Origin of the sequence: Aporhodopirellula aestuarii (genome assembly GCF_023701485.1) — a bacterium.
Classification (GTDB): domain Bacteria; phylum Planctomycetota; class Planctomycetia; order Pirellulales; family Pirellulaceae; genus Rhodopirellula; species Rhodopirellula aestuarii.
The window spans coordinates 1-22498 of the sequence record NZ_JAMQBK010000064.1 but is presented as its reverse complement, the minus strand read 5'-3'; the positions used below and the strand labels follow the sequence as shown (position 1 = coordinate 22498).

10 protein-coding genes and 1 pseudogene are annotated in these 22498 nt (G+C 54.1%); 6 read left to right on the top strand and 5 right to left on the bottom strand.

The genetic code is table 11. The annotated features are described in order from the left end of the window. Window positions 1-8003, bottom strand: an 8003-nt coding sequence (locus tag NB063_RS24075) for an Ig-like domain-containing protein (protein ID WP_250931515.1), incomplete at its 3' end; no start/stop codon positions are given. Window positions 8004-8015: 12 nt separating this feature from the next. On the opposite strand from NB063_RS24075, the gene NB063_RS24070 reads away from it, so the two are divergent. Together NB063_RS24070 and NB063_RS24065 are read left to right on the top strand one after the other, a co-directional pair. Further along, on the top strand, window positions 8016-8303 hold the full coding sequence (locus tag NB063_RS24070; protein ID WP_250931514.1) for a hypothetical protein: 288 nt from the start codon (window positions 8016-8018) through the stop codon (window positions 8301-8303). Window positions 8304-8310: 7 nt separating this feature from the next. Further along, the gene (locus NB063_RS24065) at window positions 8311-8580 is read left to right on the top strand and encodes a hypothetical protein (RefSeq protein WP_250931512.1); all 270 of its coding nucleotides are present in this window, start codon (window positions 8311-8313) and stop codon (window positions 8578-8580) included. On the opposite strand, the pseudogene NB063_RS32680 reads toward NB063_RS24065, so the two are convergent. Then, window positions 8544-9497 (bottom strand): annotated as a pseudogene (locus NB063_RS32680) (S8 family serine peptidase); the annotation flags it as partial. The gene NB063_RS24065 and the pseudogene NB063_RS32680 sit on opposite strands and share 37 nt — an antisense overlap. A gap of 303 nt (window positions 9498-9800) precedes the next feature. On the opposite strand from NB063_RS32680, the gene NB063_RS32325 reads away from it, so the two are divergent. After that, window positions 9801-9932, top strand: coding sequence for a hypothetical protein (locus tag NB063_RS32325; RefSeq protein ID WP_261367563.1), 132 nt, complete (start codon window positions 9801-9803; stop codon window positions 9930-9932). Window positions 9933-10946: 1014 nt separating this feature from the next. On the opposite strand, the gene NB063_RS24055 is transcribed toward NB063_RS32325, so the two are convergent. Then, window positions 10947-11087, bottom strand: coding sequence for a hypothetical protein (locus NB063_RS24055; RefSeq protein ID WP_250931509.1), 141 nt, complete (start codon window positions 11085-11087; stop codon window positions 10947-10949). On the opposite strand from NB063_RS24055, the gene NB063_RS24050 reads away from it, so the two are divergent. Further along, the gene (locus tag NB063_RS24050; RefSeq protein WP_250931507.1) at window positions 11086-14715 is read left to right on the top strand and encodes a serine/threonine-protein kinase; all 3630 of its coding nucleotides are present in this window, start codon (window positions 11086-11088) and stop codon (window positions 14713-14715) included. The genes NB063_RS24055 and NB063_RS24050 overlap by 2 nt on opposite strands. Before the next feature lie 198 nt (window positions 14716-14913). Next, complete coding sequence (locus NB063_RS24045) at window positions 14914-17427, top strand: TonB-dependent receptor (RefSeq protein WP_250931506.1); 2514 nt, start codon at window positions 14914-14916, stop codon at window positions 17425-17427. 397 nt (window positions 17428-17824) lie between these two features. Here the strand turns inward: NB063_RS24045 and NB063_RS24040 are convergent, their stop codons facing one another. Continuing rightward, window positions 17825-18313 carry a transposase gene (locus NB063_RS24040; protein WP_250931504.1) on the bottom strand — a complete coding sequence of 163 codons (489 nt, stop codon included), beginning with the start codon at window positions 18311-18313 and terminating at the stop codon, window positions 17825-17827. Between the two features lie 189 nt (window positions 18314-18502). On the opposite strand from NB063_RS24040, the gene NB063_RS24035 reads away from it, so the two are divergent. After that, a complete protein-coding gene (locus NB063_RS24035; RefSeq protein WP_250931496.1) occupies window positions 18503-20143 on the top strand; it encodes an ABC1 kinase family protein in 1641 nt (546 codons plus the stop codon). 805 nt (window positions 20144-20948) lie between these two features. On the opposite strand, the gene NB063_RS24030 is transcribed toward NB063_RS24035, so the two are convergent. Beyond that, window positions 20949-22199: a DUF1559 domain-containing protein gene (locus NB063_RS24030; RefSeq protein WP_250931495.1), complete on the bottom strand. Its 1251-nt coding sequence runs from the start codon at window positions 22197-22199 to the stop codon at window positions 20949-20951. Window positions 22200-22498: the final 299 nt, after the last annotated feature.

Here is a 22498-nt window from a genome sequence, read left to right as displayed (position 1 = left end):
CGTCCGTTACCGAGAATCTCGGGTGCGCTGAGCGTTGCTCCACTCGCCACCACATCGGTCACGGTGAAACCCGTCACGTTCTCACCAAAATCAACCGTTAATGTGAACACCGGCTGATTCGTTAGCGTCCCAACGCTGGCTGTCAGCGTTGGTCTTGACGCGGTGCGATCGATCGTTCGAACGAGCGTGCTGGAGGCAGAGTTATTATTGCCACCGGTATCCTCAACGACCCCCGCCGCGATCAACACCGAAACATCCCCATCGCCAGGCGCCGTGATCGCCAACGAGTATTTTCCAGTGGCCGCATCAACGGGCGCCAAGTTCGTCGCCGTTCCATTGAGGACCGTTACATCAGCCAAGACAAATCCAGCGACGGATTTACCAAAGTCCACGGCAACTGGGAACGACAGCGTATTGAGCTCGCTCGCACTGGTGGAACTGAGGGCTGGCACGAACGTGGAAGAATCGATCGTGAGGCTGATCGAATTGGAGGCTGTGTTGTGATTGCCAGCCATGTCCGTGACGGCATTGGCCGCAAACTGCATGTTTACCGAAATGCCCGTGGCTGTGATCGCATAGCGATAACGTCGTGGGCTGACCAGCACCGGATCGCTCGCCGTTCCGCCTGAAACGATCAGGTTCGATTTGACTGGAGTAGACACGGTTTCGCTGAATTCAACGATCACGTCGAAGTTGGTTTTGTTCGTTGTGGACGGTTGGTCCGTACTCAGAACCGCAACGGGAGCCGTCCGGTCGAATGATCGCACCAAAGGCAAAGCGGACAAGTTTCCGTTTCCTGCCGCATCCGTCACCGCGTTGGCGGGCAACAGTACGGTCACGTTCCCATCGAATTCCGGAGTGATGGTGACATTGTACTTGCCCGTCGTCGCATTGACCGTTTGCAGATTGGAGGCGGTGCCGTTTAAGACCACCAGATCCGTGATCGCAAAACCCGTCGCGGCTTCCTTGAAATCAATCGCCACGACAAAGCTCGCGGCGTTTGATAGTAACGCAACCGTCGAGTCCAGCGTCGGTGTCATGCCGACCGAATCGATCGTCCGCGCGACTGAGACTGCGGCGAGGTTTGGGTTACCTGCCAAGTCGGTTGCTATACTCGCGGCGACACCGAAAGTCACCGCGCCATCACTCGTACTCGTGTACTCGATAAGATATTTGCCAGCACCCAAGTCGCGCAGATTGGACTTCCTACCACTGGCACCTGTAACGGTGAAATCCGCAAGGGTGAACGTACCGGCCGTCAAAGGTTCCTTGAAATCCACTTCGACATCGAACGTCTTCTGATTGGTCAAGGAGCTGATTCCGGGCGTTGTGATCACGGGCGTTGGAGCCAGTGTGTCTGGCGCACCCGTCACCGCGATCGTGAATGACTGGGCGGCTGACAAATCGATGCCACCGTTAGCTTGGCCGCCCGTATCGCGCACTCGCACGCTCACCGTTGCAACGCCAGTGCGATCGGTCGCCGGGGTGAACGTCAACGTCCCGTTATTATCGATATCAGGAAACACCGAAAAGATTCCCGGGGCGTCGACAGTGATGATGTAGTCCGACACCGTTTGAGTCGACTCGTCAGGTCCGCCTCCGGGCGAGAAGGAAGCGACGAAGTTGTTGAATGTCTGCGGACCTGCCGTTTGCAGTACACTGCGATTCGGGTTTGCTATCAACGCGAACGAAGGCGGATCGTTCACCGGCAAAACGTTCACCAGGAACGTCTTCGTCGTCGTGTCAACGCCGCCGTTGGCACGACCACCGCTGTCCTTGAGCGTCACTGTGACCGGAACACTGCCGGACTTGTTCGGGTTCGGCGTGAACGTCAACGTTCCCGCGGCATTGATCGCCGGCTGGGTGGTGAAGAATGACGTGTCCGTCGCCGTGACCACGAGTGGATTACGAGTTTGCGAACTCTCATCCGCACCACCGCCATTTCCGACTCCAGTTACAAAGTTAAGAACCGTCGTCACGCCATCGGTCTGTTTCGCAGAGGCTTCCGCCAGCAGGTTGAACACAGGCGGATCATTCACCGCTAGCACCGTCACCGTAAACGACCGTTCAAAGATGCCATCATCGGCACCACCAAACAGACCATCGGCACCTGCATCGACCGCCCGAACGGTGATCACCGACGAACCGCTTTTGTCTGCTACCGGCGTGTAGTTTACCGTGCCCGTACTAGCCCCCGCATAAGTCACCGACGCGGTGCTGATCACTGACGGGTTGGAGCTCGTCGCTGAGAACTGTAGCGCCGGCCCCGTCGTGCGGCCCTTCGTGATTCCGCTGATGGTGATTGACTGCTGGGCTGAATCTTCAAAGATATCTAGCGGATTGCCGATCACATTGAACGATGGCGGCAAGATTGCCGGCTTGATGATAAAGTCCACGCCAGTAACAACATTCAACCCAGTCAGCGCCACGCGGCGGGAGCCGTTCACGAGACGGTTCTTGAGAACATGCAGCGTGTCGGACTTTTGCGGAATCGTGACAATGTCGATCGTCCCCGTGCCTCCTGGTCCTGAGGTGTCGTTATCAAAGTTCGCCACGACTAGCGGCATCCGCTGAGCCAGTGAGAACTGGCCGAGCCCAATGTTCTCCAGCGGTTGGAACTGCACATCACCCGTCGCATCCGGTCCATCGTTACGGAAGATCGAGATGTTGCGATCCCTCAAATTGCTAGCGATCAAATCCACATCGCCGTCGTTGTCAACATCGCCAAAGGCGATATCAAACGCACCACTGGCGGTTCCAAGAATCGCAGTTTGAACCTTAAACGACCCATCGGCTTGACCCAATAACACCGAGATCGAATTCGAAGAGAAATTAGCGACCGCCAAATCCGCACGACCATCCTTATTAAAGTCCGCTGTCACCGAGTCGATCGGCAAAGCACCGACTTGGTAGTAACTCGGCTGCAGCGCCAATCCGCCCACACCATTGCCCGCGAGCACCGTGACGCCACCGAACGGCGACGTCGTGTCCTTCGGACTGGAGTGAATCACCGCCACATCATCCAGCGCATCGCCACTGAAACGCCCCACCACGATCGATGACGACCCTTTGCCACCCGACAGCACGGCGGTCCCGGCGGTAAACACACCACTACCGTTATTGGTTAGCAATTGCACGGTATTGCCGACCTTATTGACCACCACCAAATCCGGCTTCGCATCGCCACCAAACTGACCTGCCGCGATATCCAACGGTTCATCGCCCACCTTCACATAAGTCGTCGATCCAAACGACTTCGTCACCGGATCGAAGTTTAACAGTACGGTGACATTGCCTGCAAAGTTGGCGGTCAGCGCGACATCCAACTTCGAGTCATCATCGAACTGCCCCACCACAAGCGACGTCGGCCCCGATCCGGACTGTCCCAAATCAACATTGATCTGATCCGGCAAGAACCCACCGCTGCCATCGTTCAGCCGAATGCTCAGCTTGTTCCCTTCGCCAAGAGCGACAGCGACATCCAAGAACCCATCCCCATTAAAATCGCCGCTGCCAATCGACTGAGGATTTCCAAACGGCTGCACGGTGGGGAACAGCGGGTACTGGGCCAGTTGAAAATCACTTCCCAGCGGAGTCACATGCACCAGTGTCGAATCCAACGTCGTCGACACCGCCACATTGCGAGAGCTCAAGCCCGTAAACGAATACATCCCATTCGCATCCGTAAGCTCTCGAGGCTCATTGGCATCGCGGATACCGAAATTTGAAGCGTCAAGATAGACTTCCTTGTTCACAAGCGGAGTGTCGATTTCCGAGTCAAAAACGCCGTTGGCATTCTTGTCATCGAACAATCGACCGCGAACCGCCGAGGCACTCGATTGTCCGGTTGAATTAACTTGATTAAATGCAAAGGCGCGGTCGGTGATTGACCCACCGGCCTGCAAAAATACCTTTTGGGCGATACCTTGAGACCGATCTAACGAGTATTCGTAACCCGAGGGAGCAACGACCGAGACTAAATATTCAAGTTCGGCTGGCACGTCCAGAAATACAAAGGTTCCATCCGTTGTAGTGAGTGTTGCTCGCTCCCCGAAATCGAATGCCGAGTTCCTATTTGCGTCCAAGTAGACCAAAACATTGCTCAAGCCAAACTCGCCCGCGTCGTATTGTCCATTTGGAACGAGGTTATCAACGAAAATCCTTCCGTCGATTTTACCTGGATCAGGGAGAATGGGTAAGTCAAAACCCGTAACAATATCACCAAATGCAAGTCTGGTAGATCTACCTGGTGTCGCAAAAGGATTTGCAACTTCATATGTTTGAGTGCCGATTGTCGTATCGTTCGGAATGACGGATCTGGAGCTAGTTTTGAAAGAAATTAGCCTACCGTCAGCGCTTAAACGAGGGAACGTTGAATCCACTCGCAATTCGCCGCCATCGAAGCCTAGACTTACTCTTGCAATTTTTGAGTTGAGGCGATCGACCACGAAAACGTCATTCGCAATTCCACTGTCATCGGAAACAAGATTTGCAACGCCAGTGTGAAATACAATAAACCTTCCGTCGTCACTCACTGAATGCGAAAACGAAGAAAAACCAATGCTGAATGACTCTAGTCCGTCGTTACTTACGTTGAGACGCTGGATGCTATGACTAGCAAGGTCAAACGCAAAAAGGTCAGGTTTGTTGTTGGTGTCATTAGGAACCAAATCGGATGCATAAGATTCAAATACAACGGTTTGCCCATCTCCGCTAATTACTGGGGAGTAGCTCTGTTGTCCAGAGCGGTCATTTGGGAAGGAGTCTACTTGCTCCCCTCCATTCGCAACGCTAACTCTTTCGATCAACCTCTCTTGACGGTCAAAAACAAAAATATCCTGGCCTGACCCATTTCCGTTGGTGTCGCCAGGGACGAGATTTGACGAACGAGACGAAAACGCAACATAACGCCCGTCTGAACTTATCGAAACCGAGTTACCAGATTGACTATAGTTCCCAACAGCAGGAACACCAGAATCATTTACGCTCACAATCTCGGTCGTCTGTGCCAGCCTATCTCGTACATAAGTCTGGTAGCCGGTGTGGCCAAAACTAAATTCTGTAGTAAACGCGACAAGCCTTCCGTCATAATTAACATCAATGCTGCGTGTTGGCCACGATGCTTGAATGCCGTTATTTCCTCGACTGATTCTCTCAACGGTTCCAGTTTTTATATCAAACGCAAAAGCGTCTTCATGCCCATTGGTATCACCAGCAACAAGGTCTGTTGACGACGAAAGGAAAACAACAACCTCACCGTTGCCGCTTATCTTGAGGCTGCGTTTTGTTCCATTTGACAGCCCTCCAGTAAGGCTGGGGCTGGCCAGGATTGATTGCTGAGCTTCCTTGTTGAACAGATAGACTTGGTTGTTAGAGACGTATGCAAAAAACTTGCCTTCGTCGTCGGAAACACCACTTTCTTCGCCGGGAACCAAGCGATTCTCAGGAAACGAAAAACTCCAATTCGGCTTCAACTTGACTTCAACATCATAATACCCAGCATCCAGATCTGAAATTAAAAACAGTCCACTCCCTGATGGGGAACTATTAAAAACATCAACACCGCCACTTGTATGTGAGGCGACGGGTTTGCCACTGAAACGATCCCTGACTATCACTTCGAATCCGTTTGCCAGCGTTTCGATCTCGCTTCTAATCTGATCCCGGTCGAGGTCAACAAAAACTTGACCTGCAATACTGGCCGCGACAGATTCATAAGCGCCCACGTCAGGGATTTTACGTATAACGCCTCTCTGGTCGATTGTTCCCGAATAAATTGCGCTGCCGGCATCAATTGCCGGGTTTTGGGACAATAGCGGGTGAACCGGGGGGCTGTTGCCTATTCTCGTTAACTTGCCAATTTTGTCTGAGTTCTCTACCGAAGACAAAATTGAATTGGTTACTGGTGTGATTAGTGGCTCGAGTGGCCCACTGTTCATCGAGAATAAGGTGTCTGTGACTTCCGCAGCGCCTGCAATTGAGTGCTGAGCACCATCCGTCATTGCAACTGTGACTTGACTTGCCTGCAGCGATGAATTGATGGGAGATTGTATTGTAGGAGATGTGGTCTTATTGTCAGTCGTCTCGGAAATAAACAGCTGTCGACTGTAACCCGTGATAGCTTTACGAGCTGAAACCAGATTGTTTCCCTCTGAAATAAAAGCAATAGCTGTCCCGTCGCTGCTAATTGAGGGTGATAAGCTGAAACCATTAGACTGCAATCCATTTTCAGCTTTGCTAACGAGCGTAGTGGTACCTTGCGTTCGATTAAAAAGAAAAACATCATCTACTCTGTTCAAGTCTCCTGTCACGAGATTATTTGCTCTCGATACAAACGAAACTCGTTCTCCGTCACCGCTTATTGAGGGGGAGTAACTTACGTCATTTCCTATATTTCCTGATTGAGACCTCGAAACAAGTGTGGTGGCATCTGTTACTGTATTATGCAAGAACACGTCCGAACTTCCGTTCGAATCACCGCTCACCAAGTTGGAAGCATTTGACTGAAATACTACCCACGTTCCATCATCGCTGATGTCACTTTTAGAGTTGCCAGAAAAACCTGAAGTGCCATTTGCCTCCACACCCGACGAGCTTACGCTAACTCGATCATTCAGCCTTGACAATCGATCAAAAACAAAGACATCACCTGTGTTATTCGTGTCATTGTGGACGATGTTGCTCGCCAAGCTCTGATAGACGACATGAGTTCCGTCAGCACTTATAAAAGGATTTGTGCTGTGTCCGTCAGATTCAGTTCCACCGAGCCCATTGGAGATTCGTTCAATAGTTCTAGCCTGCCGATCAAAAAGAAAGATGTCTCTTACTCCATTGTTGTCGCCTGAAACTAAGTTAGAGGCATCAGAGTCGAACGCAACAAATCGACCATCTTCACTGATAGTGGGCGACCCGCTTTGGCCATTGCTTTCAGATCCATTACTGGAAACGCTTACACGATCAAATGTCTCTTCTTCTCGATCAAATACGAAAACGTCGATGTATTCGTTTCTGTCGTTATCTACAAATGCCGGGCCGCCTGCGGAAAATGCGACAAAGCGACCATTTCTACTAATGGCGACCTCGTAGCTCGGAAATGGTTGATCCAGCCCTTCTCTACTGGTGGTAATTCGTTCGAAGCGTTCTGTCACTCTATCGAACACATACACATCTTTATTTTGGTTGTTGTCGCCCGGAACCAACTCATCTGCTCTGCTGACAAATGCGACATAGCGGCCATCCCCGCTAATGCTTAAGCTTTCACTCTCTATTGCAGCTTCAGTAGATCCGAATCCATCACGCTGACCATTGTAAATAGCGCCTTGACCACCGAGATTGGCGGAAAATGTCGAATTACTCACCAATATATTATTTTCAGAGTGTGAGTGCAGGCCGCCTCCGATGTTGTTGCTTATAGTGCTTTGCAGCACGGATCCGCTTGCCGGCGCACCATAAAACACACCTCCTCCGTAATCCGCTTCGTTATCGTCGATCCATGTACGGAGAATATCGGCTGAGCCTTCCCATGCCGCGATCCCTCCGCCTCGAATTGCTTTGTAGAGCGAGGTTCCCAAGGCGACGTTTCCGCGAATATTGGAGTCGCGAACGGTTAGTGTTCCCGCTGACAGAATTCCACCGCCCCCTTGGTCAACCGGAGAGACGCCACCGGTGATCGTGACTCGAGAGATGTCTAGGCGTGCTCCCGGATGAAGCTTGAATACTCGATCAAGTGAATTGCCATCGATGATCGTCTCGTCGTTAATGTCGCCGACGACGGCAATGTTCCCAGTAACATCAAAGTCTCCCGTCAGTTCGTTGGACCATCCTGATGTATTGGCTAGGGCGGCGCTGTAGAGCTTCGGATCCGGATAAGGGAACGTTGATGCTGGGTCATCAACGCTTGCAATTTCGATTACATAATGTCCACTCTCAAGAATGATTGTTCTAGACGCAGGCGAGGCCGAGTTCGCTTCAATAATCGCTGAACGTAACGTCCCAGGATTCAACGAGTCATCATAATGTGTGACGTAGATGATGGAAGGATCATCCGTGATGTGGACTTTGAAACTGCCGATCTCGCGAGTGCGGACCGTTTGAGTGCCCGAGACATTGCTGACGTGTTCGGCGACGCTAGAAATCAAATAGCCTCCAAAATCAAGTGCATCCCAAGTGCCGCCGGGGGCAGTTACAACATATGTCGCTGTGGCAGTCGTTCTGGTTTGAGCGATGGAACCGGGTTTAAGGGTTGCGGCGAGTTGATCGGCTGGACCCCATTGTCGAGTGACGATGAGATCGTCGTCGCCTAGGGTTGAAATGTCGATCCCGCTGCGGTGGCTGTATTCGACCGTGAATTCGGTTGTGGTTCCGCCGCTGGTGGTGATGTCTTGCTTGGCGATGAGTCTTGCAGATGGGGCAAAGACGTCGGCGTTGATCGCGGAAGCGGTGTTGAGGCGACCTGCGGTACTGACGGTGTTGGTTGCTGCGGATACTGGGGTGACGGTGGATAGAATCGCTTGCTTGACTTCGTCGACGGTGGCTTCGGGGAGCGCCGCCCAGATCAGGGCCGCTGTGCCGGCGACGTGAGGACTGGCCATGCTGGTGCCGTTGGCGCTGCCGTAGCCTCCGCCCGGTAACGTGCTGCGGATTCCCACACCGGGAGCGAACAGGTCGACGCTGGTTTTGCCGTAGTTACTGAATGCGGCGAGGTTGTCCGATGCGTCCGAGGCTGAGACGGCGATCACGTTGGGGGATTCGTAGGAGGCGGGGTAGAACGGCGTGCGGTCGTTGTCGACTCCGTTGCCGAGAATGTTGCCGTTGCCCGCTGCGGCTACGAACAGAATCCCAGCGTCGTAGGTGTCGGCGATCGCGGCTTCAAGTGACGCTTCGTAACCGCCAGGTTGGCCCCAAGAGTTATTAAGAACTTTGACGTTGGCACCTTCGGTGACACGGTTGTCGCTGTTCGTTGTCAGTCGCTCACGCATCTCGCGGGCGTAGTTGATCGCGGCAATCGCCGCTCCCGAGTCGCCTTGATTGTTGTTGTCGAGGATCCGCAGCGACATCAGTGATGTTTGCCAATTGACTCCGACGACACCCGTGCCGTTGCCGCCGATCGCGCCGATCGTGCCCGCGACATGCGTGCCGTGGCCGAGTGGGTCGGAGGGATCGTGGGATTCCAACGGATCGTCAGCGCCGGCGCGGAAATTCACGCCGAAGAAATCGTCGAAAAAGCCGTTGTTGTCCGTGTCGCGTCCATCGGCCCAATTGGCATCGGCAAGCAGGTCGGCGGTGTCGATGCGCCCGTTTTTGTTGAGGTCACTGACGAACTCGGCGTTGGGACCGCTGGCGAATCCCCCGACGGTCAGCGTGTACGGAGCGGTCGCTGTTCGGGTAGCGTTGTTGAGGTCATAGAACGTGATCAATCCATCGCCGTCGATATCGACCAGCTTGTTGCCATCATCATCAAGATATTTGGGAGGCAACTCTCCTTGGTTGAGCCACATGTTGAGATACAAATCTGGATGCGTCGGATCGATCCCAGTATCGACGACGCCGACCACGGTCGACAGGCTACCAATGGAAACGTCCCAAGCATTTTTGGCATCGACGAGTTCGAATCCGGGCATCAATCCCGCGACGAACTCAGGATCGTTGGTGAGTGTTTGCTGGCCGGAAATCAATTGATTGAGACTGAATGATTCGACCGACTCGTTGGCAGCTAGGCTGGCTTCCATGCTCGCGCGTGAGAGACCTTGCCCGCGGACGAGAAGTAGGCCAGGGGAGCCAAGGCCGCTGATGACGGTGAATTGACTGGTGCCCTCATCGAGAAATGCGTCAACACTGGCGACTTGGCGGACGCCGGCGGTGGCGTCATCGGTGAGCTGGATGATCCATTCTCCGGCCGCGGGTGCGATGGGGCCTACGGCACCTTCGGGTAGCAACTGGTCGACGTTGGCGAGACGTTCCAACGCGATTCGGTCGACCTGGTCAAATCGCTCGAACCACGTGATCGGTGCAGGGACGGTGGCGGTCGACTCGCTTACCGGCTCAGACGCCCCCAAAATGTCAGCAGCCAGCAGGTGACGGGCTTCCAGGATTTCGTAGCGAGGGCGTAGATACGATTTCTTGCCCCCTAAAAACTTGATGTCTCGTCGAACAGCCCGATTCGTGAGTCCACCTGGGGTGTGACCGTGATATTTCCTGCGATTTCGAGCCATGGCAACTTTTGAGATGACGAGGAGAAAGGCGGCCTGCTTGGGTAAGTCCAGAATAGCTCATGCGAGCTATGGGCAGATGCTTTCAATAATTTACTCGGCCGGCCTTTCTTGACCAGCGCAGCAAGCTCGGCAAAGACGCTGTTTCGCAGATTTTCTTTCGAAAAACGGCAGTTCAAGAGCGGAAAACCGCCAGCCCGCACTGCTCAAAACGAGCCGTCCCGCGTTCCAAATCTCAGGTTCCATTGTGGCTGGACAGGCCTAGGGCAGATAGGGCGCCCTTGCTGCAGTGTCGTTGCAAGCCTTGGGAACTGCATGGACAAGACGAGCGGATTCATTGCACGACTTCACGTAGCGGCAGCCCTGCAAGCAAAGGAGCAAAAGCGTCTCTTTTGCTTTCCGCTAGCCGAGCCAGGCTAAAAGTTCGCCAACAATCGACGCTCTCGGTGAGCAGATCTTCGACATCACGCTCAGCTTGGCCATCTTCCTACTGAAGTTCATGCCCAACTTCGCCTTTGAACAGGGAGTACGGGAGCCTGGGCTGCATGCTATCTGCCTGGGCTGACATTCTCAAAGAAAGAAAAACTGGATTGCGGATTTGAGGGAGCGAGCGACTTAAACTGCGCGACACGTTTTCAAGCCAGAGACGTTTGGCTATCGCTGCGTTAGCAATGTCGTCAATCCGGTAGAGTCAGATGCAATGACACAGGAGACCCAACGCAGGGTGGATGGATTATGTTAGCGATCGAATCGGAAATCATCGGGGTTGGGTGGCGCAGAGTCGGCGAGGTACAGCGTGTAGTTCGCGGTCGTGTCTTCCCACAATCCGTTCGCATATGCCTGACCGCTGTTTTGGAATTCAACGAAAGCTCTAGCCATGTTTGATCCCTCTCGATTGGCTGTCGAGGCACATCGACTCTCGGGGCCTCAGCGAGACGCCTTCGTGCGACGGCACTGCGGCGCCGACCCGGTGAAACATGCCGAACTTGCCAACAAACTCGCGGAATTAGAAGAGCTCTGTGCAACGCTTCCACCTGGGGCGGCGGACTCCGATCCAAGTGAGACGGTCGATCCAGGCCGCACCCTAATTTCAGAGAGTGATTCTTCCGATGCCCTCTCGTTCGATCAAAAGGATGGTCAAACTGCGGATCAACTCACGATCGATGGCGGCGTCGCGAACGATCTCAAACTAGACGATCGATTGAGGGCTGAAGCGATTCTCGATGGTTTCGAATCGGATTGTTCCAACGCTGAGCTTCCTAACTGGATCTTATATATTCCAGCGGATGCAAACGATGCGCTCAAACGATATCTGGCGCACCACCTCGTGCTCCTCGACTTGGCCTATCGCGACGAGCGCAAACTGCCGATCGATCTAGAGTCCTATGTGAGTCGTTTGCCGGAATTCCAACGTGAAATCCAGGCCGCGATCACGCTGCGCAGTCAACGTTCCCGTAGCCCCACAGTGCGTCGAGGCAGGAATGATTCGGACATTCATTCAAACGCCATGGCTGGTTGGCAGCAGCGAGCGAATCGCTCAACATCGATGCGATACGTGCCCGGTCAGATGCACGCCAAAGGTGGACTCGGTGCTGTCTATCGAGGACGCGACACGGAACTAGGGCGAACCGTAGCGTTAAAACGCATCCTACCCAAGTATGAAAACGTCCAAGAGTGTCGCGACCGATTTGTTTTCGAAGCAGAGGTTACGGGATCGCTTGAGCATCCCGGAATTGTTCCCATCTACGGGCTGAGCACCTGCGAAGACGGCAAGCCTTATTACGCGATGCGGTTCATTCGTGGTCGAAGCTTTGGCGATGCCATCAGGAAATTTCATAAAGAAAACTCTCCGTTGGCAGCGGGAGCGTTTGATTCTCGAGCATTTCGAGGACTGCTGCGCAGGCTCATCGAATGCTGCAACGCGATGCACTACGCCCACGAACGAAGGATTTTGCACCGTGACCTGAAACCCGACAACATTATGCTGGGTCAATATGGCGAAACGCTTGTCGTGGATTGGGGGCTGGCGATGGTGATGCCCCGGATCGACGCACCCCCCAACGAGTCCAAAACCGATGAAGATACTTTGCCTTTTCCATCCGCGGGCAGCCAGCTGAGAGAAGGAACGACCGTCGGCACACCATCTTACATGAGTCCGGAGCAGGCCAAAGGTGTTCAGCAGTTCTTGACCCCCGCCACCGACATTTATGCACTTGGGGCGATTCTGTTTCGCATCACGACCAACCAATTGTGTGTCGAGGGCCAGTCGTTGTTGGAAGTGGTCGCCAACGTGCGCGAGGGGAACCTTCGCGATCTGAACCAAGCGTTACCAGTGGCTCCGCGGCCACTCGCATCCATTTGCCGCCGGGCGTTGGCTTACTCGCCTACAGAACGCTACGCAACCGCGATCGAACTGGCGGACGATATCGATCGTTGGATGAACGATGAGAAAGTACTCGCTCACGCGGAATTTGAGACCGCTCGCGAGAAAGCGGGGCGGATGATTCGCCGCTATCGTAGCTGGACGTTGTCGACCGCAGTTGCCTTGGTGGCAGTGACGGTCATCACGCTTGTCGCCAGTATTTTTATTCAACAGGCAAAAGCGCGAGAGGAACTAGCCAAGCTCCGTGCGACTCAGTTCAAAGGCGAGGCAATCTCGCGCTATCGTCAATCGCGTGAGGCGATCGATACCTGGTTGGTTCAGAGCAATGACGCACTGCAGTACTTTCCCGGTACTCGTTCGGTACGTTCACGATTGCTGGAGCTTGCGGCGGAAGACTATGCAAGACTTGCTGATGGATCGAGCGACGACCCCGAACTGGAACTCGAGCGTCTACGGGCGATGCTCCGACAGGGCGACTTGCTGCTGGCGGCGGAGCAACCACAAGCCGCACGCGAGATTTACTCGAAAGCCATGTCCGGCTTGGAGCAACCCCGTGGCGATCTTGATATCGAACGATTTGCTGCCGATGCGGCTCATGTCCATTCGCGGATCGGATTGTCGTGGGCGGCCGAAGGACAGATTGATTCGGCGAGAGAATCCTATGCGGCAGCTGTTGGCAAATTACGGAATTTGCTTTCGGAGAACGACTCGGAGGACGCGGCGGACGAACAAGAGATCAACCGACGTTTGCGATACTTGGCGGCGGCTGAAATTAATGCAGGTGAATTAGAGTTGCAAGTAAACGATTTCGAACGCTCTCGTCAGAGTTTGCAGGCGGGCATCACAGCACTCGGACGGCTGGGTAAGCAAACTCTGCCGAAGGACGAGTTAACGAAATCACAAGCCATGGATTTAATCGGACGCATGGATCTCAGCCTCGGAAATAGGCAAGCCGCCGCAAAGCAGTTCGAAGGTGCGGCAAGGATTGTCCGTGGTTTGGTTCATAGTGAACCCGACCAACCAGAATTTCTAGATGCACTTGGATCTTTGATGGTTTCTCAGGCCTCGGTTGATCGTGGCTTGGGCCAGTCGGAACGAGAAGAGGCGTCGCTTCGCGAAGCAGTCGATGCGTACCGTTCACTCCATCGAGCGATTCCCGACATGCCAGCCTATCAGGAAAAACTGGCACTGACGCTTACAGATCTCGGCATCGCACTGCATGATGCCCACCGCAGCGGCGATGCAAGGGCGATACTTGCGGAGTCGCTAACTCTCTTGGAATCGCTAACACGGAGTTATGGAAATTCGATGCGATATGTCGATACGACGGCTGCAACGCATGATGTTTTGGGGCAAGTATTGCTGGACATGGGCGAGACCGCGGACTCCCAGTCGCATCTGATTGAATCATTGACGGCATATCAATCGCTGAGTGAAACGTATCCAGATCGTCCTGATTTTTATGAGCGACTTGCGATCGCACAAAGTCATTTGTCACGCGCCGTGGCGGAGGAAAGTCCAGAGAATGCAAGTACGGGATTCGCTGCAGCGACAGCGATTCTTACGCAATTGGCCGATCAATTTCCAGACGTACCGTCGTACCGCGCGTCGCTGGCACATGTCGCCTATCACCAGGGGCGATTCTTGGCGACCCAGGATCTTGAGGCCGCTCGTGAGGCATTCGAAGTCGCGGTCCAGTACTGGAAAGAATTGGCTGATCAGCATGATTCGGCCGCGTGTGAACGATTGGCGTGGCTTTTGGCGACGTCCCCACTTAAATCGATCTGTGACGAAACCCAAGCCTGCGAACTGGCAGCCCAAGCCGTCAGTCTGGTTCCGGAAAGCGAAGCGTTCCGTTCGACACTCGCACTCTCACAGGTCGCGGCGAACCAGATCGACGCTGCTACAAAGACGATCTCTTCTCTGCTGGACGAAAAAGCATTTCCCAGCCTAGGTGGTCGGGCTTGGTGGGCGATCGCGGCGGTTCGTCAGTCGCAAGGACAGCCATCCGAAGCCGCACAGGCTATCGCGACTGCGGAAGCCTGGTACGTCGACCAGGCGTCTAGGCACGCGGAGCTACAGACATGGCGAAAGTGGGCTGGATCGCATGTGGACAAATATTGAGGAGATATCTCGATCATCAACCTTGCTCTGAGGATGCAAAAAGCTTGGACTTTGCGGCGATCGGCGGGCTCAATCACAAAATGTTAGCCTGCGACGATTGGGGGGGCTGTTCGGCCGCGAAATGCGGGGCTATACGGATGATGCCGGTAGTGCCGAATGTGAGGAATATCTCATTTTTCCTCTGGGCGATGGTGCGTCATGAAGTGTCCCTTGCGGCCGCGATTTTTGTGCGATTTGCTTGTTTACTTCGTGTTGGCAATGACGCTGTCGTTCGGTGGGGCCGTTTTGGTCGGTCAAGAGCCAATGACAACTGGATTAGTGTCGGTTCCGTTGTCCGACCTGAGTACTGGTGAAGATGCCGATTCAAGTTGGTTTGCCGGACTCGATGAGGACGAAACCAGTCCGCTCGAAGCACAAAATTTTCTTGAAACGACTTCGCCGTTTCGACTGGCGACAATGCTGCAGCCAACCCCGCTGTTGGCACCGCGGATCGCCGTGAATGCACCGGTAGAATCTACCATCCCACCGTCCTCCCCGTCGCTTGACGAGCGGTTGTTTCAACTCTCCGGTCTCGACCGAAGTTCGCTACGAAGATCCTCGGCGGGAGTGAACAGTTTGGCGAGCGATCTTGTCGAAGGCAGTGCGGCGAGTTCGCGTGTGACCACGGATGTGGGGGATCTGCTACGCAAAACGCCAACGGCATTGAGCGTGGGCGTGCAGCGACGAACGCCAATCGTGAACGATCCCCGTATTCGGTCTAACCGAGTCGGTTCTTTGGCCGCATCAGGATCGTACTGGGTTCCTGCCCGTGCGGATTTGGATACAGCTTTGTCCAAGATCGATTCGAGAATGGTCGAAAATGTTTTGATCATTCCGGGGCCATATAGCAGTCTGTATGGCCCGGCATTTCAGGTCGTTGATTTCCAGTTGCTGCGATCGCCGAGATCGGACAACGGATTGCAGTGGAACGGGCGAACAAGCTCCGATTACAATTCGAATGGCAATCAGATCATGGGGCAACAATCGATTTCCGGCGGTGGCGAAGACTGGGGGCTTCGAGCAAGTTATGTCTACCGGACCGGTGATAGTTACCGGACTGGGTCAGGCAACACCATTGCCTCTGGGTACGAATCGAGTGAATTTACCTTGGCCATTGGACGCGATTTGGGGGATGGCCGATCGCTCGAATTTTCACTGCTGCGTCTTGATCAATTCGATGTTGAGTTTCCGTCGTATGTGTTCGACATCGATCGTTTGGTCACGAATGCTTACGAGGTCACATACACCGATGAAAACGCGACCATCGGTGACCGGGCTGAAACAGAAATATGGTACAACCGCACTGAGTTTACCGGAAACGCGCAAGCTCCCGCCAAGCGACAACAGTTCCCTCTCCTCGATCGTGTAGACTACGTTGGGAATACCGACGTGGATTCCATGTCGACGGGCTATCGGAGTTCACACTCATGGATCGGTTCCGGTTATGACTTCACGCTAGGACATGACTTGCGTTTCATCCGTCAACAACTCGATGAAACAGCCAACGCCACTACCCTAGGGATACCGATTCCGGTGACGGATCGCAACTCACCGATCCCCAAATCTTTTTCGGTCAATCCAGGCCTCTTTGGTGAATACAGCGAAGAATTGTTTGAAGAGTATCGCTTTCGAACTGGGGCACGTGTCGACTTTGTCCAAACTGACGTCACAGCGAATGACAGCGAACTGAGTAACCTTGGTCTCGATTCATTTTCAGCCACCTACAGCGAAATCGTTGGCACGGACCAACGCCAAACCGACCGAGTGCTATGGAGCCTTTATGCGGCACTGGATCGTACTTACAGCGATGAACTGACGGGTACAGTGTCGCTCGGATTCGGTCAGCGTGCACCAACCCTGACGTCGCTCTACGCCGCCCAGCCATTCATGTTGTTGCTACAAAATGGCTTCAACAACGTGACCGGCGACCCCACACTGAAACAGGAAAAGATGATCCAGTCGGACATCTCGTTAGATTACTCCGGAAAGAAACTGAAGGCTGGCTTTCGTGCCTTTTACGGTTGGGGGCTAGATTATATCACGTTTGAGAACACCAACGTCGTTGTTGGTCCGCCCAACGGTGACGTCCAGCAGATCAGTCTCCGCTATGTCAACACGGATCTTGCCACGTTTGTTGGGGGCGAAGCATTCGCAGAACTCTTCCCGCAGGACAGGCTTACGCCATTCGTCACGTTGCGTGGAACCGACGGACGAGACCAGACCCGCGACGGAAACTTTGCCACGACAAACGGATCCGATGGTAACCCATCTCAAAAGATCACTGGTTTATCACGAGGATTTTTCAGTGGTCTCATTGGCGCGTCTGCCGAGCCGCTGCCTGGCATTTCACCATTTGAGATGCGGCTTGGAGTGAAGCTTCGCGATGAAGCCGTGGACGCCCATTGGAACATCGAGGTGTCCGCCCGCGTGGTTGATAATCAAGATCGAGTGGCAACAAGCCTACTCGAGGTCCCCACGCCAGGTTTCACAACATGGGATTTACGAACTGTGTTTCAGCCCGAATCCATTGATGGCTTGACACTCGTCTGCGGGATCGAAAACATCTTTGACAAAGCGTACCGTGAACACCTCAATAACGTCGTCTTCGTCAACGGGCAACCGCTTCAGCAACCTGGCATCAACTTCTACTTAGGCGGCGACTGGGTCTACTAAGCGGGGGCCGTGCATAACGCATGGGTAACCAGCTGAAGTTGAACGATGAAAAACAGACCAAAGGTATGCCCCGCCGAAAGTGCCTCCGCTGCATTTTGTTCAACGTTGGGAATCCAGATCAAAACAACACCGGGCAGAATGGCACGGGCATAAGCCTAAGCTGCTGTGGCGTAACGGTTTCGGATTGGATTGCGCGGTAACTGCATCAGCTTATGGGTTTTAGCTCGCTGCTCGATTGCTCTTTTCTCTTGTCTTACCGTCGATTACCTACCGCCAACTCGGCGATGACTTCCAGCAAGTTTTGCCATTGCTGATGTTGACGAACCGCTCCCAGCCGAAGTGATCAAGCGAAATCTTCAAACGCCTGTATCGCGCCAGTGAAACTCAGGCGAGTCGGTCAAGATCTGCACCGCAACGCCGAGGCTAACATCTCGCATCCGACCCAGTTGTAACCGATCATGTGGCAGTGGAATTCTTTACGCACCATTTGAGGACTCTTGCATCGTGTGTGATCCATCTGCATTTGAGTTTTCAGGCTGCGAATAGGTAGCTCAACTGACCAGCGGCGGTGGCAAAGTTCAGCAAGTTCCTCAGCCGTAGAAATGTTCGCATTCACAAGTGCCGTTGCCAGCGGGATTTTACGTGGGCGGAATTCTTCTTGGGTGACCTTGTACCTCAAATGACAAACGAAGATTGAATCGGGGTATCCGAGGCGAATCAAGAATACGGTGCCGTCTCGTGTTTGTTGTGCCTTTGATTTCTTGCTGGTTTTCTTGCAGGTTGGGTAGCGACCTTCGAATGGGCGATTTTTGCCAGCAAACTGGCATGCTATTAGCTGTTGCACCGAATGGCTGCTGGAATCGGTCGCGTTTTTGAGGGCCCTCATGCGTGTTCGGGGGCTGCGTTTAACAATTGGCGAGCCACGGACGACACGTTTCATAGAACCTTGTCTTCGAGTCGTTGGTTCACTGCCGCTCGCCATCGAACGGCTCGGGCTGGGGAACGCGTTCGGCGAGGAATCCAACTCCCCATCCAATATTTCGAACACAACGAACTGCAACAGGAACCTCGAACGATGCTCAAAGAATTGGCGACCGATTCGTACCATTACAGCAAACTATCCGCTCTGCTTTGGAAGCATGGCTGCGGCGACTTAGCCGGCAAACTCGGATGGTCAAACGCGGATGCGGGTGATCCAGAGAAGGAGCGGTCTGCTCAATCGTTGGCGGAGGACATCGAAAGACTCGGGACTGCCTACATCAAATTGGCTCAGATCGCGAGCACGCGACAGGACTTGTTGCCGCCGGAGTACATCGAAGCGCTTGGACGCTTACAAGACGACGTCGAGCCGGTGCCGTGGGAAGACATCGAGCAAGCAATCATCGACGGATTGGGCGTCAAGCCGAGCAAGCTATTCGCGTCGATCTCACACGAGCCGCTGGCGACCGCTTCCATTGGCCAAGTTCACCGGGCCAAGCTGCATGATGGACGTGAAGTGGTCGTCAAAGTTCGCCGGCCGGGAATCGCCGAGGAAGCGATCGAACAGATTGAAAGCCTCAAACGCTTGGCACGGATGGTTGATGACAAAACTGATGTGGGCAAGAAGTTTCGTTTCTGTTCGCTCGTTGGCGCGGTCGAATACGCGCTGACTCACGAGCTGGACTATCGACTGGAGGCCAATCATCTGCAACATCTTGCTGAGAACCTAGAGGCGTTTGATCGGATCGTCGTGCCGCTGCCGATTCCGCAAATGGTTTGTAGCAGCGTACTGGTGATGCAGTACTTGACCGGTGCGGCTATCAAAGATGTGTCCGGGGTTGTGCTCAACGAATTGGACACCGACGTAATTGCGGATCAGTTGGTGCGAGCGTATTTACAGCAAATTTTGGTGGATGGTTTGTTCCACGCGGACCCGCACCCCGGCAACCTGTTCCTGCATGAAGGGAATCGGATCGGTCTGCTCGACGGGGGAATGGTCGTGACGCTGCCGCCCATGTTGCGGCGTGAGATCGCGGCGTTGCTGTTGGCGTTTAGCGAGGACGAAGGGGAGCGTTCCGCGACGCTTGCCACCCGGATCGGAACGACCGACGAGGGCTTCGATTCTCAAGCGTTTCGAAGGGCCGCAGCGCGAGTGGTGACTGGATCGGGTGATAATAATTTCAACTCGATGTCGTTGGGACGCACTCTGGTGGAGTTCTTAAACGTCGCTGGAGAACACGGGTTGGTGTTGCCTTTCGAGATGATCCTTTTAAGCAAAGCATTCCTGCAATTGGAGACCACGCTTGCGCAACTCAGCCCGAGGCAGGATGCCAAGCGATTGATTCGCGGTTACACGTTTGAGCTGCTGTCGGACAGAGCGAAGGAACAACTCAGCATCGGTCAAATCGCGGCATCGGCCCTCGATTCGGCTGAATTGGCGAGTAACTTGCCAAGTCGACTCAACCAAATCACGCGGTTGGCTGCCGAGAACCAGCTTCGGTTGAAGGTCGATTCCATTGACGAAAAGGCGCTGCTTGCTGGGATGCGTAAGATTGCCAACCGAATCACATCCGGGTTGATTGTGGCAGCGATGATCGTGGGGGCATCGCTGATCATGCGACTCGACACGGGAGCGCAGTTGCTCGGTTACCCAGTCCTCGCAACGATCTTCTTTTTAGCGTCCGCTGCGATAGGTGCCGTACTCTTATGGCAGGCGATGTTTTCGGACGAGCATTGAGTTGTCGCCGTGGCTGTCTCTGGCAGGCAATCCGCGGTTACTCATGTTCGTGTTTCTCGCACCAACGTTTGGTATGGCCTGACCTTTGTGCGTGCCTGAACCGAAGGCTCGCGACCTGCCGCAACTAACTTAGCGGAACGGCGCGGGGACATCGATTGTTTTAGTAACGTTTTTAGCGGAACGGCGNNNNCGCGCCGTTCCGCTACATTGGAAATCCTTCAGTTATACAATCGACGTCCCCGAGCAGTCCGGTTCCACGCTGAAATTTAACGTTGGCAGAGAACTTGCGGCGTGGTGTGAGAAAACGCGAAGGCAAATATCGCCTCCGTACACCACACAGCCCGGCGAACGCGGCGTGATCTAACAGCGCGAGCCTGGCGCACCTCTGCGATGCCGGTTACACGGCGATCGCATCCGGCTTTCGGGGCACTGGCCACCAAGCCAAGCAAAATACTCATGTCCAAATGCAATGAGTGAGCTGCGCTAGACTTGATGGCGGGCTGCTTGTCCCGTTGAACGGTCTTGTTCAAACAGGTGGATAAGGATCTGGACCATAATTGGGTTCCTCGTCAGCCGGATCATACGCTGGGGCGTCGCCTTCGATCACTTGAGGCTTCGCGTCTCCGCAGCCCAGTGTTGAGAACACAATCATCGAACATAAAAACAACAAACTTAACCGAACGAGCACGGTGTCGCTCCTAGAGAGGGAAAGATAATCAATGGCAACGATAACGAGTACGCTAAGCAGTGACATAGGCTCGAAGCCCATGCCACGTCAGAACGTCTCGGTTACTTCTAGTTAACCTTAGAACTCCTCGTCGATCACCTCTTGGGCGGCTCGACTTCCGAGAGATCCCCACAACCCATATGGGCTTTGGCCCCCTGGGCTATTACCCCAGAAGATCATGGTGGCACTCTGGTCGCCTGCTTCAATCGAATCTGTGACAAACTTGACGGCACCATCTGCCATCAACACATGGCAACCGCCTTGGTGACGGCTACCAGCGGGGGCGATCATCTCGCTCGAGAAATTGCTATTGGCACAGTTCTCTGAGTTCGGAGGACGAATGGTCAGGAATCCACTATCGACAGCATGACCGGAGGCCCAGTGGTAACCGCGGGCGTGTGTCGCTCGCTCGAGCCAATTGTTCTTTGTCGACTGGCCTCCGCTCGTCGCTTGATTCAACGTGCTAGGCCAGAACTGAGGTCGATCAGGATCAACTTGGTTAGCACAGAAATCTGGGTCGGTGTGAAGGTTGATGCTGGCATTTTTCGAAATCGTCCGTTTGTCGCGATCGCCAACATCCGTCACGATCTCACCAGCCATGATGGTGTTGGCAAGACCGTCGAGGATATCCCGAAACTTCGTCGTTTGGTGAGCTACGAAGACCCCGCGGCAAGCCGAACGGGCTTTTTCATGTTGAGACGAATCGTTGAGAGCCCAATAGGTATTCCCCCCGCTCCCTTTCTGAATGTGCGGCCCGCGGTCGGTATGAATGTGTGTATCGCCCAAGCAAGCGGCGTAGTTCGTTCGACCGAGTGCCGGCAAACCAAACCCAGGATCACTCGGACAACGTAACGTTGGCAGCTCCGTACGCCACGGAATGCAATTTCCATCGGTGGGCGGTCCCTGCATTGGTTGATAACCCGTCGCCGGCGTCAAATCAGCTTGCCCGTACTGCTTGATGCTCGGGTTAGAGATCTGTTCCCAAATCGCTTGCTGCTCGATGAAGGGAGTCAAACCAACCAGGTAGCCCAGCAAGTAAGCGTTGTTGGCTCTCGAGCGATCGGATGCCGATCCCGAATGGCCGTTGCCGTCGCGAAACGTGCCGCCCTTTTGCCGTGGCAGTTGCTTGTAAGCGGAATGGTAGTTGTGCAGTCCGAGTCCGATCTGCTTGAAGTTGTTGCTGCAACTCATACGTCGGGCCGCTTCGCGGGCCGCTTGAACCGCCGGCAGCAACAAACCGACCAACACACCGATAATGGCGATAACGACCAACAGTTCGACGAGCGTGAATCCCTGTTTCCTAACGGGGGGGCGATTTGGGTGAGACATGGGGACCCCTAATGTGGACGGATGTTTATTTGGCAATGTGAGGGGTTTCCCTCTGCTCACCCCCTTAAGCGTTTCTAAAAGGGGCGATCTTTACACCCAGAAAAATAATTTTGTGAAATTTTCTGCCGACGAAGCGTTCCGCCGTGCCATTTCGAATCTGAAAGTTTGTCTATAGAGGGGCGGTGACGCGTCTCGGCAGCCGCAACGAGGGGCTCACCTGGGGCCCGGAATGCAGGATCACGTGACGTCTAAACGGTCGCCCGTCGTTACTTTCGAAAGCGTTAAGCAGGTCTGCAGGA

Excerpts from the sequence above, each read along its gene's own strand:
- NB063_RS24070 (WP_250931514.1), top strand. The coding sequence starts at position 8,016 with ATGTGTGACGTAGATGATGGAAGGATCATCCGTGATGTGGACTTTGAA.
- NB063_RS24065 (WP_250931512.1), top strand. The coding sequence starts at position 8,311 with ATGTCGATCCCGCTGCGGTGGCTGTATTCGACCGTGAATTCGGTTGTG.
- NB063_RS24050 (WP_250931507.1), top strand. The coding sequence starts at position 11,086 with ATGTTTGATCCCTCTCGATTGGCTGTCGAGGCACATCGACTCTCGGGG.
- NB063_RS24055 (WP_250931509.1), bottom strand. The coding sequence starts at position 11,087 with ATGGCTAGAGCTTTCGTTGAATTCCAAAACAGCGGTCAGGCATATGCG.
- NB063_RS24045 (WP_250931506.1), top strand. The coding sequence starts at position 14,914 with ATGAAGTGTCCCTTGCGGCCGCGATTTTTGTGCGATTTGCTTGTTTAC.
- NB063_RS24040 (WP_250931504.1), bottom strand. The coding sequence starts at position 18,313 with ATGAGGGCCCTCAAAAACGCGACCGATTCCAGCAGCCATTCGGTGCAA.
- NB063_RS24035 (WP_250931496.1), top strand. The coding sequence starts at position 18,503 with ATGCTCAAAGAATTGGCGACCGATTCGTACCATTACAGCAAACTATCC.
- NB063_RS24030 (WP_250931495.1), bottom strand. The coding sequence starts at position 22,199 with ATGTCTCACCCAAATCGCCCCCCCGTTAGGAAACAGGGATTCACGCTC.